Here is a 14,808-nt window from a genome sequence, read left to right as displayed (position 1 = left end):
GTGTAAGTTTATAATCATTTTTGTCAATTCGATTTGACATGGCAAAGATGCGATGCCTTCCAAATTTTATTCGGTTTAAAAGCGCTTACTTTCGTATGTAAACGCTTGTAGTCGTTTGTAAATGTTTTTTAGTATCTTTATAAACATCAAAAAAATAAAGCAATGGAAATAAAGAAATGTTTAGAATGTGGCGAAAAAATAGTGGGGAGAATTGATAAAAAATTCTGTACAGATTATTGCCGTAACTCTTACAACAACAAGGTAAATACAGAAAGTAAAAACCTTATTAGAAATACCAATAATCGCTTGCGGAAAAACTTTAAAATTTTATCAGAATTAAATACAACAGGTAAAACAAAAGTGACAAGAACTAAGTTATTTGACAAAGGGTTTGATTTTCATTTTTTTACTTCTATTTATAAAACCAAAACCGGAAACGTCTATTTTTATGTGTACGATCAAGGATATTTGGCCTTAGAAAATGATTATTTCTTATTAATCAGACGGGAATAAAAAACCTTATCAATTTAAAAATAAAACGATTATCTAAAAATTAGTACATTTATAAAAACCTATCAACTAATGAAAAAATATGCTCCGATACTTTCTTTTCTAATCATAATCTCTGTAATTTATTGGAGTTTTGCTGACATGAAACCTTCGTATTCTGAAAATAAAACAGCTTCTGAAACTGAGTTTTCTATCGACAATGCATTAAAAAATTTAAAAGAAATTTCTAAAACAGCACATTATACAGGTTCAGAAGATCATCTGAAAGTTCAGAATTATATTGTTAACGAACTTAAAAAATTAGGATTACAGCCAGAAATTCAACATCAAGTTGCTATTAATAACAAATGGAGAGCAGCAACTAATACTGCCAATATTATTGCAACGATTAAGGGAAGTGAAATTGGAAAATCATTGGTCTTGTTAACACATTACGATTCAAATCCACATTCTTCTTTAGGCGCAAGTGATGCCGGTTCTGGAGTGGTAACAATTATAGAAAGTGTAAGAGCTTTTTTAGCACAACACAAAACACCAAAAAACGATATTCATATTGTAATTACGGATGCAGAAGAGTTAGGCCTTCTAGGAGCAAAAGCCTTTGTTGATAAGCATCCATTAGCAAAAAATGTTGGTTTGGTTTTAAATTTTGAAGCTCGTGGAAGTGGCGGACCAAGTTATATGTTGATGGAAACCAACGGTAAAAACAGCAAATTATTAACTGAATTTTTAAAAGCAAAACCAAATCATCCGGCGGCAAATTCTTTAATGTATAGTGTGTATAAAATGCTACCAAACGATACAGATTTAACTGTTTTTAGAGAAAACGGAAACATAAACGGTTTCAATTTTGCTTTTATTGGAGATCACTTTGATTATCATACAGCACAAGATTCTTTCGAAAGATTAGACCGAGAAACCTTATTACATCAAGCAGATTATCTAATGACATCTTTAAATTATTTTGCTTTTTCTGATCTTTCAAATTTAGATAGTACTTCCGATCATGTATACACAAATTTTCCGTTTACGAAATTATTGTACTACCCTTTTTTATGGATTTTACCTTTATTAATTGGCGCAATTGTGTTGCTATTTGTTTTGCTTTTCTTCGGAATTGCTTTGAATAAAATAACGATAAAAGGATTATTAAAAGGATTTACACCTTTTACAATTTCGTTGGTTGCGTGTGTCGGAATATCAATTTTATTGTGGAAAGGAATTCTTTTAATTCATCCTCATTATAAAGATATTTTACACGGATTTACCTACAACGGATATGAATATATCGCCGCATTTGTATTGTTAAATTTGTGGTTATTATTTAAAATCTACAGACCCTTTTTAAAAAATAATACTGGAGCAGATTTAATAATTGCTCCAATTCTATTTTGGCTCATCATTAATGTACTTATTTTTATATATTTAAAAGGAGCGGGCTATTTTATCATTCCTGTTTATTTTGCCTTAATCACTTTAGCTGCATTTATTTTTATTGATATTAAACGAACCACAAAAATTGCAATTGCAACCATTTTGGCAATTCCTGTATTGTTTATGTTTGCACCACAAGTTAAAATGTTTCCTGTTGGTTTGGGTTTAAAAAACCTGTTTATAAGTGGTTTGTTTTTAGTGTTAATTTTCGGGTTGATGATTCCGGTTTTTGCATCTTATAAATCAAGAAAATTATTGGTGAAATTAATTGGTATAAGCACCATTTTATTTTTTGCTTTTGCAAGCTACAAAAGTGGTTTTGATGAAAACAAGAAGAAACCAAATAGCGCCGTTTTCATTAATAATGTCGATACAAATCAATCGTATTGGGCAAGCTATGATTCAAAAATAGATACTTATACAAAGCAATTCTTAGGAGAAAATCCAACGAAAGGTAATTTCACTGGAACAACCTCTAAAAGCAAATACAATACATCTTACAAATTTCATAAAAAAACAGGAAATAGAGCGATTAATCCGCCTTTAATTTCAAAAGTAACTGATACAATTATTGGAAATTTTAGAAACATCTCATTGATGATAAAACCGCAACGCGCTGTTAATAAATTAGAGCTAATTGCAAACGATTCTATTACTTTTAATTCAATTGGCGTGCAAAATGTATTGTTAGACAAAGAAGATGAAACCGATGCGTTTAAAATAAAAAGAGGAACTATTTTAAGTTACTTTTTAGCAGCAAAAGATTCTATTTTAAAGGTAGATTTTACTATCAATAAAAATAGCATTCCAAATATTAGTTTGATCGAATCTTCGTTTGATTTACAAACCAATCCGTTGTTTAAAATTCAACCTAGAACTAACGAAATGATGCCGATGCCATTTGTTACAAATGATGCTGTAATTACACTACAAAAACTAAAATTATAACTTATTTTATTTGAGAAACACGCAGCGTATTTACCATCCCTTTTGCCTCAACCGGCATAGAGGTCAAATTAACTACATAGTCGTTTGTATTTACAAATCCATTTTTCTTTGCAATTCTGTTGATATCAACAACTGTATCATCTGTACTCACATTTCTATCATAAAAGAAAGATTTAACGCCCCAAAGCAAACTCATTTTTGCTAAAATTCTTTTTTCTGATGAAAATGCCAAAATATAAGATGCTGGTCTCCAAGCAGAAATTTGAAACGCTGTATAACCACTATTTGTTAATGTTGATATTGCAGTAGCTTTAACATCATTTGCCATTAATGCAGCATGATGACAAACTGATTTTGTAATAAAACGTTCCGTTTTAATATGTGGTGGCGCTTGTGGTACTTTTATTAAAGGCGAATTTTCGACACTTTTAATAATTTCAGTCATTTTTTCGATGACTCTTATTGGATGTGCACCAACTGATGTTTCTCCTGATAACATTACAGCATCTGCACCGTCCATAATTGAGTTGGCAACATCGTTAACCTCAGCTCTTGTTGGTACTGCATTTGTAATCATGGTTTCCATCATTTGAGTTGCAATAATTACAGGAATTCTTGCCATTTTTGCTCTTTGCACCAACATTTTTTGAATTAATGGAACTTCTTGCATCGGTATCTCTACTCCTAAATCTCCACGAGCGACCATTAATGCATCGCAATACGGAATTAATGCATCAATATTTTGAACAGCTTCTGGCTTTTCTATTTTTGCGATAACCGGAATTCTATAATCTGATTTTTGCTTGATTAAATCGTGTAATTTTCTTAAATCTTCTGGATTTCTAACAAACGAAAGCGCAATCCAATCTACATTTTGCTCAATTGCAAAAATGGCGTCTTTCATATCTTTCTCTGTCAACGCAGGTAAAGAAATTTTTGTATTTGGTAAATTCACCCCTTTTTTAGAAGACAAAACACCGCCAACTTTTACTTTTGTAGTTACTTCATTTGTTTTATTTGTAGTTACAACTTCAAAGAGTAATTTCCCGTCATCAACCAAAATTTGTTCTCCTTTTTTAACATCTTTAGGGAAGTTCTGGTAGGTCATAAATGCTCTTTCTACTGTTCCTGTACATCTTTCTGTAGTAAAAACAAATGTATCACCAGCTTTTAAAATTACATTGTCTTCCATTACACCAACTCTTAATTTTGGACCTTGTAAATCGGCTAAAACGGCAACATGTATGTTTTTTTCTTCATTAATATCTCTAATATCTTTTATTCTCGCTTTTACATTATCATTATCTGCATGAGAAAAATTAATTCTAAAAACATTGACTCCTTTATCTACCAATTCAGAAATTATTTCTTTGGTGTTTGTTGCGGGGCCTAATGTTGCTATTATTTTTGTTTTTTTATCGTTTGACATAATTTAAAAAATTAAAAAATCTTTCGATTTTAATGTGTTTAGATCAATTTTGTATGATGTAATTACTTGGTCGAGAGCATTTATCTCTTCAACTTTTTTAGCGATATAATCGGAATTAAAATCGCCTTCTAATTTTAGAAAAAAATCTACTTTTCTTTTCTCTGGGATTAAATAGGTTGTTATATCGTTTGATGGAAATAATCCTGTAGAAATTTCTTCTAAATGATTTGTGTATTGGTTAGAAATTAAAAACCAAGATTGACTAAATTTTGTATTTTCATATTCGTAGATACAAAATGTTGCATTGTTGTTTTTGTTTTCAAAATCTAAGCTAAATTTTGATTTAACAAAATTTATATTTAATTTTTGATTCAATAAATATGCTAATTTATATTCTTCTAACGTAGAATGAATTCCTATTAAAGTATAATTATTATCAGAAAAATCATTTAATTCTAGCGAATGTATCTGCAAAGCTAAACAATTTAGGGTTCTTAATCTCTATAAACTACAATTATGGCTAAATTACATATTGTTTCTGATAAAGTAATTAAAAAAAGGTAGAAACGAAGAGCTAGAAAAGTTAAGAATTTGTTATTTCGTCTTGCAATGCAAAATAAACTCTTTTAGAAGCTTGTTCTTCCGCTTTTTTCTTAGAAGTTGCTCTCCCTTTTGCTACTAAAGTACCATCTATACTGATTTTAACACTAAAATGTTTTATGTTTTCGTTTCCAGAATCTTCGTAAATATCGAAGTTGTATTGTTTTTTTTGCTTCTGACACCATTCAATTATCAACCCTTTATAACTTGTAATTTTACCTTCAAGTTTGGCAATATCTACATATGGAACTATTACATTTTCGTAAATAAATTTTTTGCAATAATTGTAACCTCTATCTAAATAAATAGCACCAATTAATGATTCAAAAATGTTTCCATAAATATTATCACCAACATTTTCTCTATCAAAATTACTTTTTACATATTTAATTAATTCTAGATCTTTACCTAGTTCATTTAAATGTTCTCTACTAACAATTTTAGAGCGCATTTGAGTTAAATAACCTTCGGTGCCTTTCGGAACTTTTTTGTACAAATAAGAAGCAATTATGGAGCCTAACATAGCATCACCTAAAAACTCTAAGCGTTCGTAATTTAAAGGATTTCCTTTGTCGTCTTTTAACTTTAAAGATCTATGGGTAAATGCTTTTTTGTAAAAGCTTAACTTCTTCGGAGAAAAATTTAGAAGTGCTTTTAGCTCGTAATAGAAACCCTCATCTTCTTTTTTTTGGGGGTTTACAATTTTACGAATAAAATTCATGCAGTATTAATCAATTTTTTTTAGCGCAACACAAGCATTATGTCCGCCAAAACCAAATGTATTGCTCAATGCAATTTTAACATCTCGCTTTTGCGACTTATTAAACGTGAAGTTTAGCTTGCTATCAATTTGATCATCATCTGTAAAATGATTAATGGTAGGTGGCACTTCGCCTTTATTGATTGCTAAAATCGAAGCAATTGCTTCAATTGCACCAGCGGCTCCTAATAAGTGTCCAGTCATTGATTTTGTAGAATTGATATTGATGTTATAAGCATGCTCACCAAAAACTTCTAATATTGCTTTAGATTCAGCAATATCTCCTAACGGAGTAGAAGTTCCGTGCATATTAATAGCATCTACATCTTCTGGATTAATTCCAGCATCTCTTAAACAATTTAACATTACATTTCTTGCTCCTAACCCTTCTGGATGTGGTGCTGTAATATGGTGTGCATCAGAAGACATTCCTCCTCCAATAACTTCAGCATATATTTTTGCTCCTCTAGCTTTTGCATGTTCGTATTCTTCAAGTATTAGAGCTCCAGCTCCTTCTCCTAAAACAAATCCTTCTCTATCTTTATCAAACGGTCTAGATGCAGTTTCTGGACTATCATTTCTTGTTGATAGTGCGTGCATTGCATTAAACCCTCCCATTCCAGCAATGGTGACAGCAGCTTCAGAACCACCAGTTACGATCGCATCAGCTTGTCCTAAACGGATGTAATTTAAAGAATCTATAATAGCGTTTGATGAGGATGCACAAGCAGAAACTGTTGCGAAATTTGGTCCTCTAAAACCATGTTTAATAGAGATTTGCCCAGGTGCAATATCAGAGATCATTTTTGGTATAAAAAATGGATTAAATCTTGGTGAACCATCTCCGGCAGCAAAGTTTAACACTTCGTTTTGAAACGTTTCTAGTCCTCCAATTCCTGAACCCCAAATTACACCAATCCTATCAGGATCATGATCTTCTGAGTTTAAACCAGAATCAGCAATTGCTTCATCTGATGCAACCATTGCGTATTGAGTGAAACGATCCATTTTACGGGCTTCTTTTCTATCAATAAAATCGGTTGCATTAAAGTTTTTCAATTCACATGCAAAACGAGTTTTGAACTTAGTAGCGTCAAAATACGTTATAGGCGCAGCTCCGCTAACTCCGTTAACTAAACCGCTCCAATATTCTTGTATATTATTACCAATTGGTGTTAACGCACCAAGTCCAGTTACAACAACTCGTTTAATTTGCATATGAAAATTACTTTTTAGCTTCTTCTATATAGCTTACTGCTTGACCAACTGTACCAATGTTTTCTGCTTGGTCGTCTGGTATTTGGATATCAAATTCTTTTTCGAATTCCATAATTAATTCCACAGTATCTAAAGAATCTGCTCCTAAATCGTTTGTAAAGCTAGCTTCATTTGTTACTTCGTTATCGTCTACTCCTAATTTGTCTACGATAATAGCTTTTACTCTTGATGCAATGTCTGACATAATTTTCTAAGTTTTAAAATTTAAATCGGGGACAAAAATACGAATCTTATTATTTAATTCTACTTTTTCCGCAAAAATTGTTGAATCTAAATTAAAAAAAATCTTTAAACTTTTAGCAAACTAAACAATATTGTTAATAATTATTCCTTTTTTTGTAGTGAAACAAATCAATTTAAAATGAAAAGAATTGCCATTTTTGCTTCGGGATCAGGCTCTAATGCAGAAAATATCATCAACTATTTTACTCTTAATAAAACGGCAATTGTTAGCAAAGTTTTTTGCAATAACCCCAATGCAAAAGTTTTTGAACGTTGTAAACGATTACAAATTGATGCTGTTTTGTTCTCAAAAGAAGATTTTTTTAACACGAATGTTGTCTTAAATCAACTTAAAGAAGTTGCAGATTACATTGTACTCGCTGGTTTTTTATTAAAAATTCCAACTACTATTATTGATGCTTATCCAAATAAAATTATCAATATTCACCCTGCATTATTACCAAAATATGGCGGAAAAGGGATGTACGGAATGCGCGTACATAATGCTGTAAAAAAAAATAAAGACTCTGAAACCGGAATTACCATTCATTTTGTAAACGAAAATTACGATGAAGGAGCAATTATTTTTCAGGCAACCACAAAACTAGAAGATTCTGATGCTGAAGAAGATATTGCTCAAAAAATTCATACTTTAGAGTACAAACATTTTCCGAAAGTAATAGAATCGGTGATTTTAAAATAAATGGCAACAAAGAAGCAAAAATATTATGTGGTTTGGACAGGTAGAAAAAAAGGTGTTTTTTCTTCCTGGGACGATTGTAAAAAACAAATTGATGGTTTTGAAGGTGCACAGTACAAGGCTTTTGCTGATAAAAAAGAAGCGCAATTAGCATACAATAAAAACTACTTTGCTTATAAAGGTAAGAATACAAAAAAACCTACGTTAACGGAATCTGAAAAAAAGAAATTTGGCAAACCAATTTTAGAAAGTATTTCTGTAGATGCTGCTTGTAGTGGAAATCCTGGGAAAATGGAATATCGTGGCGTATTAACGCACAACAAGCAACAAATTTTTATCAAAGGTCCATTTGAAAAAGGAACTAATAATATTGGCGAATTTTTAGCGCTTGTTCATGGGTTAGCTCTTTTAAAAAGCAAAAAGAAAGAAGATATTCCTGTGTATTCTGATTCTAAAATCGCCATGAGTTGGATAAAAAAAAAGCAATGCAGAACCAATTTGGTTTTTGATGCTTCTAACAAAGAATTATTAGAATTGATAAAACGTGCCGAAAAATGGCTTCAAGAAAACTCATTTAAAAACCCCATTTTAAAATGGGAAACCAAAGCTTGGGGAGAAATTCCTGCAGACTTTGGAAGAAAGTGATTTTATTTTATTTCTACTAAACTAAATAGTAAGTCCATAAATCCTTTTAATTCTATTGGTGGATTTCCATGATCAAAAACTTGCGAAATATATAGCGTATTATTTACTTTAAATTTTAGTGTAGCATGTAAAGCTTTATCTAAAATTCGATTCTTAGAAGGAGGATTAAAATTTTCTATTTTCTCAACATCAAATTTAGTAGCAAGTCCTATAATTTCTTTCCAAGTGTCGGAAGACATTTTTAATTTTTTAACCGTATTATTCTCGTGATAGATTATTGAATCTGAAGTAATTTTAAATTCTATATTTTTACCTCGAGTAGAAGCTTCATAGGTAACTTCTTTTAAATCGAGTAACTTTTGAGCAGTACAATTCATAAAGATGAGTAAGAAGAACAAATAACTTGTGAATTTCATTTTTTAAAGATAAGAAAAGCGCCATGATATATGGCGCTTTATTATTAACTACTCAATTAATTACCAACAAAAGAAGCTTTAGGCCCTCCAGCAGTAAATAATGCTCTCATTCTGTCATTTTGACCATTTGTAAACATGTACATACAGTCGTCATAAACATAGTCCATATAGTTCATTGTCATATCTGCAGATTTACAATGTACTGTTGGGTAAGTTGGACAACCTCCATTAGATCTGTCTGAGCTTGGAGTATCTGCAACAAAATCATCTTGACGACATCTTCCATCTCCCCAAATGTGACGTAAGTTTAACCAGTGACCAACTTCATGTGTAGCTGTTCTTCCGTCTCCATAAACTCCGCTTGTTTCTCCAAAATAATCATTCCCAATTACAACACCATCAGTAGCTGCAGCTCCTCCAGGAAATTGTGCATATCCTAAAATTCCACCACCAATGTTACAAACCCATACATTTAAGTAACTCGAAGGATCTGTTGCATCGATTCCTCCTTGTCCAGAATCTTTCATAGCATCATTTGTTCCCCAAGTTGATTTAGAAGATACTTTTCTATTAACTCCAGCTAATGTAAAAGTGATATTTACATCTGCTACTAATCCAGAAAACTCTGCTGGCGCATTTGGGGTATTTGGATTGTTGTTATTAAAGTCTTCATTTAAGATTGCTATTTGAGAATTAATTTGAGCTTGCGTAACATCTCCTGGATTATCCTCTAATATATTTATAATTACAGGGATTGTAATAGCACCTGTGTATGGAACTGGATCTGTTCCACCGCCACCATTTCCGCCACCACCACCTGGCTTTCCTTTAGCTGAGATAGATTTTCGCGTAGCATATTCAATATCATACATTTTTTTGAACAAGCCTGGGTTTTCATCAAGTTTCTGATTTAAAACTTTCATTGAATAACAGTTTCTAGAATTTGATGACTTTGACAAAAGATCTGTTCCTTGCTCTGTGTACACAAAAAAGTCACTCATATCAATTTTAGACTGTTGTTGCTCAACTACTTCTTCTGTTGAGTCTTGACACGATGCAAAGCCTATTAGAGCGAATGCAAAAAGTAAAATGATTTTTTTCATTTTGTAAAAATTTAAATTAATTAATAATTAGTTTTTGAATTAAATGTTGATTTTTAAACATGGTGAGAGTTTGTTTAATTTTTAATTCATTTACAATTTTAAGAAAATTTTAACATTTCTACAATCCCCATAAACCGTGAAATCCACCTCACGGAAAACCGTGAGATGAGACTCACGGTTTTCCGTGAGGTAAAACATTTAAAGCATTCATTATGAAGTGTTTAAGAAAAACGAATAGTATTCAACTATTTTTTTTGAAAAATAAAAAAGGATTTAAGGAAACGTCAAAAAATAGTATTCTAGTAAAAAAAGTAACTTTTTACAATATACTAACTCAACATCATCACAGCTTTTTTTACAGCTGCAATAAAAACATCTATTTCCTCTTTTGTGTTGTAAAAAGAAAACGAAGCTCTCACGGTTCCTGGAATATTATAAAAATTCATGATTGGCTGTGCGCAATGATGTCCGGTTCTAACGGCAACTCCTAATTTATCTAGAATTACTCCAATATCATACGAATGAACTCCTTCTACATTAAAAGAAATAACGGCGGTCTTTTTTGATGTTCCGTAAATTACAACTCCATCAATTTCTTGTAACTTATTGGTTCCATATTGTAATAATTCTTCTTCGTAAGCAGCAATTTCATCAAATCCAATAGCGTTCATATAATCTAATGCAACTCCAAAAGCAATTCCGCCACAAATATTTGGGGTTCCTGCTTCAAATTTATGTGGCAAACCTGCATAGGTCGTTTTTTCAAAAGTTACGGTTTCAATCATTTCTCCTCCACCTTGATATGGCGGTAATTTTTGTAGCCATTTTTCTTTTCCGTAAAGAATTCCAACTCCAGTTGGACCACAAATTTTATGTGCAGATGCAACATAAAAATCGACATCTAATTCTTGCAAATTTGGTTTTATATGTGGCGTTGCTTGAGCGCCGTCAATTAAAACTGCAGCGCCAACTTTATGTGCTTTTTCAATAATTTCTTTAATAGGATTGATCGTTCCTAGTGCATTTGAAACATGATTACAGAAAACCATTTTTGTTTTTGACGAAAGGATTTCATCAAATGCATTCATATTTAATGTTCCGTTTTTCAACATCGGAATCACTTTTAAAACAGCGCCTGTTTTTTCGCACAACATTTGCCAAGGCACAATATTAGAATGATGTTCTAAAGCAGAAACAATAATTTCATCTTCTTTTTCTAACAATTCAGAAAAACCAGCAGCAACCATATTTATTCCGTGTGTTGTACCTGCAGTAAAAATGATTTCATAGGCTTTTCCTGCATTAAAATGTTTCTGAATTTTAAGTCGTGCTTCTTCGTATTTGTCAGTAGCTTCTTGACTCAAAGCATGAACACCGCGATGAATATTTGCATTGTAATTACTATAATAATCTACAATGGCATCAATCACAATTTTTGGCGTTTGCGATGTAGCTGCATTGTCAAAATATACCAAAGGCTTGCCATTAACTTGTCTTTGTAAAATTGGGAAATCTGCTCTAATTTTTTCTACTGGAAACATCATCTTGTGTATTGAAATACAAAAATAACTTTTGTAAGTGAGACATCCATATAACAAGCGTTAAATTATTATATTTACTGCTACTATTTTATATTTTTTTAAATGAAAATTCTAAAAAGAGCCTTATTATTACTTATTTCTATTTTATTAATACTTATTGTCTACAATTATCCAAAATTAAATATCATTGCTGGATATTCTGCAAAAAGCATGAATTCATCTGTGTTTTTGGCTGAAAGAACCATGCAATTTACAGACAGTACAGACAATAATTTTTCTCCAATAAATTTAGGTTCAGACAAAGTTAACAAAGGTCTAAAAACAAGCTCGGCTTCCGTTTTTGGATTATTAACCAGAACTGCAATTTATAGAGAAGGTTTAGGAAGTGTTTTAATTACTGATGATTTTGATACCACATTAAAAGTAAAAACTCCAAAAAGAGCACAACCAAATAATACGATTGCTTTTCCGTTTGGAAATGCAGACCAAAAAGATTCGATTTTAACAAATGTAAATTACAATAAGCTAACTAAAACTGTTGCAAATTTATTTACAAACAACACGCAAACAAGAGCTGTTGTTGTAATTCATAAAAACCAAATTATAGCGGAGCAATACGACAAGGGTTTTACAAAAAACTCACGTATTTTAGGTTGGTCGATGACCAAAAGTATTATGAGTACTGTGTACGGAATTATGCAAACACAAGGGAAAATAAATGTGTTTGATAAAGCGCCAATTGCCGAATGGCAAAATGATGATAGAAAAGAAATTACCATCAATAATTTATTACAAATGAATTCTGGTTTAGCTTGGGATGAAAATTACAACGAAATTTCTGACGTTACCAAAATGTTGTTTCTAGAAAAAGACATGACGAAGATTCAAGCTAAAAAACAATTTGTTGGTAAGCCAAACCAAACCTGGAATTATTCTTCTGGAACAAGTAATTTATTATCAGGAATCCTTAGAAATACATTTAAAACACATCAAGAATACTTAGATTATTGGTATGCCGAATTTATTGATAAAATTGGTATGAATTCTATGCTTATTGAAACTGATATGACAGGAAATTATGTTGGTTCTTCGTACGCTTGGGCAACACCAAGAGATTGGGCAAAATTTGGATTACTTTATTTAAATAAAGGAAACTGGAACGGCGAACAACTTTTCGATGCTACTTGGGTTGATTATATTACAATACCGACAAATGGTTCTGACGGAACATATGGCGGACATTTTTGGTTAAACGCAGAAGGGCAATTCCCTGATGTTCCTATAAATATGTTTTATGCAAGCGGATACCAAGGTCAGTTTGTATTTGTTTTTCCTGACCAAGATTTAGTTGTCGTTCGAATGGGACTTGCTCATATTGATATTAATGAGTTTTTAAAGGGTGTTTTGGAAAGTATCAAAAAATAAAAGTTAGATTTTTTGACTCTTGGATTCCTGGGTTATAACGTAATTTCATTTCGAGCAAAACGAAGCGTAACCGAGAAATCTAAACTATAATTTACAACTCTTTATCTCTCCCAAAACTTTATAGACATGGTAAAATATTTATTTCCTCCTCTTTAACAGCCCAACTGCAGCAGCTATAATTCCTAATGCAATTGTAATATAAGAATCTGTGTTTTCTTGTGTTTTTACTAAATCTAAATCTCCAATAGAAACTTGAGTCTCTGGCTGAATTAATGTGTAAATTCCGTATCCAATTAATAGGATTCCCGCAATTAACAAGACGGTTTTAATACTTTTATTCATGTTGTTTTGTTTTTATATACTGCTTCTCAAATATAACAAAAAACCACGCAAGTTGCGTGGTTTATGTTTTATGCAAAAACAACTTTGTTGTTTATAAATCAAATCCCATATTAACACCTAACTTTGTAGCAATCAACTTTGTAATTCTAGATTTTACTTCCGGAATTTTTACACTTTCTAACACGGTGTTTGCAAAAGCGTACATCAATAATGCTTTTCCTTCTTTCTTTGGAATTCCACGTTGTTGCATGTAAAATAAAGCGTCATTATCTAACTGACCTATGGTACAACCATGAGAACATTTTACATCATCAGCAAAAATCTCTAATTGTGGCTTTGCATTAATGGTTGCTTTATCACTTATTAAAACATTGTTGTTTTGTTGATACGCATTTGTTTTCTGCGCTTCTTTTTCTACAATTACTTTTCCGTTAAAAACACCTGTAGAACGTTCGTCAAAAATACCTTTATAATCTTGATGACTTTCACAATTCGGCTCAATATGATTTACCAAGGTATGATGATCTACATGTTGTTTTCCTTCAATAATTGTAATTCCTTTTAAAATAGAGTTGATGTGTTCTCCTCTTTGATAAAAGTTTAGATTATTTCTAGTGATATTTCCTCCAAACGAAAATGTGTGTACAGAAACTTCGCTGTTTGTTTTTTGTTCGATATAAGTGTTGTCAACTAACGAAGCATTGTCTTTGTCGTTCTGAATTTTATAAAAATCTACCGTTGCATTTTTTGCTGCAAAAATTTCAGTAACAACATTTGTCAACGCTGCATTTTCCGTTAAACTTTGATGACGTTCTATAATTTGAACATGTGCATTTTCTTCAACCACAAGTAAGTTTCTTGGCTGAACCATTGTTGCTACATCATTTCCTGTTGTAAAATTGATGATCTGAATTGGTTTTTCTACCTCAACATTTTTCGGAATATGTATGTATGCGCCTTCGTTTGTAAAAGCCGTATTTAAAGACGTTAAATTGTCTTGCTTTGCAACTTTATTAAAATAATTTTCAATAACTGCAGTGTATTTTGATTTTGACAAAGCTGAAGAAAGTAAGCAAATATCTTTTCCATCGTGAGTAACATCAGAAAGGAATGAACTGTATTTTCCGTCAATAAAAATAATTTTATAGGTGTCTATATCATGAATAAAATACTTCTTAACATCTGCAAATTCAATCGAATTTTCTTTGTTTGGAAAAATGCTGAAATCGTTTTTTAAAACTGAATTTAACGACGTGTATTTCCATTCTTCTAACTTCTTGGTTGGAAAACCTAAGGTATCGAAATTCCGTAATGCTTCTGAACGAATATCGTGAATTGCGGTATTCACATTGATATCGTTTTCAAATGCTACATAAGATTCTATTATTTTATCTTTTAATTCCATTCTTTTCAGTTTTCGGTTTTCAGTTTCAGTAAGCAGTTGTGAAAACTGTT

General features: G+C 31.5%; 15 protein-coding genes. 5 read left to right on the top strand and 10 right to left on the bottom strand.

The annotated features are described in order from the left end of the window. The first annotated feature begins 162 nt into the window (after positions 1 to 162). Together ACEWL1_RS04135 and ACEWL1_RS04130 are read left to right on the top strand one after the other, a co-directional pair. Complete coding sequence (locus ACEWL1_RS04135; protein WP_409232015.1) at positions 163 to 513, top strand: hypothetical protein; 351 nt, start codon at positions 163 to 165, stop codon at positions 511 to 513. A 69-nt stretch (positions 514 to 582) separates the two neighbouring features. Beyond that, positions 583 to 2,892: a M20/M25/M40 family metallo-hydrolase gene (locus ACEWL1_RS04130; protein ID WP_409232014.1), complete on the top strand. Its 2,310-nt coding sequence runs from the start codon at positions 583 to 585 to the stop codon at positions 2,890 to 2,892. Position 2,893: 1 nt separating this feature from the next. Here the strand turns inward: ACEWL1_RS04130 and pyk are convergent, their stop codons facing one another. The 5 genes from pyk to ACEWL1_RS04105 form a co-directional block, all read right to left on the bottom strand. After that, positions 2,894 to 4,321, bottom strand: a complete 1,428-nt coding sequence (gene pyk, locus ACEWL1_RS04125; protein WP_409232013.1) for a pyruvate kinase — start codon at positions 4,319 to 4,321, stop codon at positions 2,894 to 2,896. A gap of 3 nt (positions 4,322 to 4,324) precedes the next feature. Further along, positions 4,325 to 4,795, bottom strand: a complete 471-nt coding sequence (locus ACEWL1_RS04120) for an IPExxxVDY family protein (protein ID WP_409232012.1) — start codon at positions 4,793 to 4,795, stop codon at positions 4,325 to 4,327. 109 nt (positions 4,796 to 4,904) lie between these two features. Beyond that, positions 4,905 to 5,642 carry a ribonuclease III gene (rnc, locus tag ACEWL1_RS04115; protein WP_409232011.1) on the bottom strand — a complete coding sequence of 246 codons (738 nt, stop codon included), beginning with the start codon at positions 5,640 to 5,642 and terminating at the stop codon, positions 4,905 to 4,907. Positions 5,643 to 5,648: 6 nt separating this feature from the next. Beyond that, complete coding sequence (gene fabF / locus ACEWL1_RS04110) at positions 5,649 to 6,899, bottom strand: beta-ketoacyl-ACP synthase II (RefSeq protein WP_409232010.1); 1,251 nt, start codon at positions 6,897 to 6,899, stop codon at positions 5,649 to 5,651. A gap of 7 nt (positions 6,900 to 6,906) precedes the next feature. After that, positions 6,907 to 7,143, bottom strand: coding sequence for an acyl carrier protein (locus ACEWL1_RS04105; RefSeq protein ID WP_068702406.1), 237 nt, complete (start codon positions 7,141 to 7,143; stop codon positions 6,907 to 6,909). A 177-nt stretch (positions 7,144 to 7,320) separates the two neighbouring features. Between ACEWL1_RS04105 and purN the strand changes: the two genes are divergently transcribed. Together purN and ACEWL1_RS04095 are read left to right on the top strand one after the other, a co-directional pair. Further along, complete coding sequence (gene purN, locus ACEWL1_RS04100; RefSeq protein WP_409232009.1) at positions 7,321 to 7,884, top strand: phosphoribosylglycinamide formyltransferase; 564 nt, start codon at positions 7,321 to 7,323, stop codon at positions 7,882 to 7,884. Continuing rightward, a complete protein-coding gene (locus tag ACEWL1_RS04095; RefSeq protein WP_409232008.1) occupies positions 7,885 to 8,526 on the top strand; it encodes a ribonuclease H1 domain-containing protein in 642 nt (213 codons plus the stop codon). It abuts the gene before it with no gap. 2 nt (positions 8,527 to 8,528) lie between these two features. Here the strand turns inward: ACEWL1_RS04095 and ACEWL1_RS04090 are convergent, their stop codons facing one another. The 3 genes from ACEWL1_RS04090 to ACEWL1_RS04080 all read right to left on the bottom strand — a co-directional run bounded on the left by ACEWL1_RS04090 (position 8,529) and on the right by ACEWL1_RS04080 (position 11,586). Beyond that, a complete protein-coding gene (locus tag ACEWL1_RS04090; protein ID WP_409232007.1) occupies positions 8,529 to 8,942 on the bottom strand; it encodes a hypothetical protein in 414 nt (137 codons plus the stop codon). 56 nt (positions 8,943 to 8,998) lie between these two features. After that, positions 8,999 to 10,045, bottom strand: coding sequence for a zinc metalloprotease (locus ACEWL1_RS04085; RefSeq protein ID WP_409232006.1), 1,047 nt, complete (start codon positions 10,043 to 10,045; stop codon positions 8,999 to 9,001). A 329-nt stretch (positions 10,046 to 10,374) separates the two neighbouring features. Then, positions 10,375 to 11,586 carry an aminotransferase class V-fold PLP-dependent enzyme gene (locus ACEWL1_RS04080; RefSeq protein ID WP_409232005.1) on the bottom strand — a complete coding sequence of 404 codons (1,212 nt, stop codon included), beginning with the start codon at positions 11,584 to 11,586 and terminating at the stop codon, positions 10,375 to 10,377. A 102-nt stretch (positions 11,587 to 11,688) separates the two neighbouring features. Here ACEWL1_RS04080 and ACEWL1_RS04075 point away from each other — a divergent pair, with 102 nt between their 5' ends. Beyond that, the gene (locus tag ACEWL1_RS04075) at positions 11,689 to 13,011 is read left to right on the top strand and encodes a serine hydrolase domain-containing protein (RefSeq protein ID WP_409232004.1); all 1,323 of its coding nucleotides are present in this window, start codon (positions 11,689 to 11,691) and stop codon (positions 13,009 to 13,011) included. A gap of 138 nt (positions 13,012 to 13,149) precedes the next feature. Here the strand turns inward: ACEWL1_RS04075 and ACEWL1_RS04070 are convergent, their stop codons facing one another. Together ACEWL1_RS04070 and sufD are read right to left on the bottom strand one after the other, a co-directional pair. Then, a complete protein-coding gene (locus ACEWL1_RS04070) occupies positions 13,150 to 13,353 on the bottom strand; it encodes a hypothetical protein (RefSeq protein ID WP_409232003.1) in 204 nt (67 codons plus the stop codon). A 91-nt stretch (positions 13,354 to 13,444) separates the two neighbouring features. After that, complete coding sequence (gene sufD / locus ACEWL1_RS04065; RefSeq protein ID WP_409232002.1) at positions 13,445 to 14,758, bottom strand: Fe-S cluster assembly protein SufD; 1,314 nt, start codon at positions 14,756 to 14,758, stop codon at positions 13,445 to 13,447. Positions 14,759 to 14,808 lie beyond the last annotated feature (50 nt).

Origin of the sequence: Polaribacter gochangensis, assembly GCF_046224025.1 — a bacterium.
In the GTDB taxonomy this organism is placed as follows: Bacteria; Bacteroidota; Bacteroidia; order Flavobacteriales; family Flavobacteriaceae; genus Polaribacter; species Polaribacter gochangensis.
This window is presented reverse-complemented; position numbering and strand designations above follow the sequence as displayed.

What these genes read in the sequence shown, in the direction of transcription:
- pyk (WP_409232013.1), bottom strand. Translation starts at nt 4,321, where the DNA reads ATGTCAAACGATAAAAAAACAAAAATAATAGCAACATTAGGCCCCGCA.
- ACEWL1_RS04095 (WP_409232008.1), top strand. Translation starts at nt 7,885, where the DNA reads ATGGCAACAAAGAAGCAAAAATATTATGTGGTTTGGACAGGTAGAAAA.
- ACEWL1_RS04105 (WP_068702406.1), bottom strand. Translation starts at nt 7,143, where the DNA reads ATGTCAGACATTGCATCAAGAGTAAAAGCTATTATCGTAGACAAATTA.
- ACEWL1_RS04130 (WP_409232014.1), top strand. Translation starts at nt 583, where the DNA reads ATGAAAAAATATGCTCCGATACTTTCTTTTCTAATCATAATCTCTGTA.
- fabF (WP_409232010.1), bottom strand. Translation starts at nt 6,899, where the DNA reads ATGCAAATTAAACGAGTTGTTGTAACTGGACTTGGTGCGTTAACACCA.
- ACEWL1_RS04135 (WP_409232015.1), top strand. Translation starts at nt 163, where the DNA reads ATGGAAATAAAGAAATGTTTAGAATGTGGCGAAAAAATAGTGGGGAGA.
- ACEWL1_RS04075 (WP_409232004.1), top strand. Translation starts at nt 11,689, where the DNA reads ATGAAAATTCTAAAAAGAGCCTTATTATTACTTATTTCTATTTTATTA.
- ACEWL1_RS04090 (WP_409232007.1), bottom strand. Translation starts at nt 8,942, where the DNA reads ATGAAATTCACAAGTTATTTGTTCTTCTTACTCATCTTTATGAATTGT.
- ACEWL1_RS04085 (WP_409232006.1), bottom strand. Translation starts at nt 10,045, where the DNA reads ATGAAAAAAATCATTTTACTTTTTGCATTCGCTCTAATAGGCTTTGCA.
- rnc (WP_409232011.1), bottom strand. Translation starts at nt 5,642, where the DNA reads ATGAATTTTATTCGTAAAATTGTAAACCCCCAAAAAAAAGAAGATGAG.
- sufD (WP_409232002.1), bottom strand. Translation starts at nt 14,758, where the DNA reads ATGGAATTAAAAGATAAAATAATAGAATCTTATGTAGCATTTGAAAAC.
- ACEWL1_RS04080 (WP_409232005.1), bottom strand. Translation starts at nt 11,586, where the DNA reads ATGTTTCCAGTAGAAAAAATTAGAGCAGATTTCCCAATTTTACAAAGA.
- purN (WP_409232009.1), top strand. Translation starts at nt 7,321, where the DNA reads ATGAAAAGAATTGCCATTTTTGCTTCGGGATCAGGCTCTAATGCAGAA.
- ACEWL1_RS04070 (WP_409232003.1), bottom strand. Translation starts at nt 13,353, where the DNA reads ATGAATAAAAGTATTAAAACCGTCTTGTTAATTGCGGGAATCCTATTA.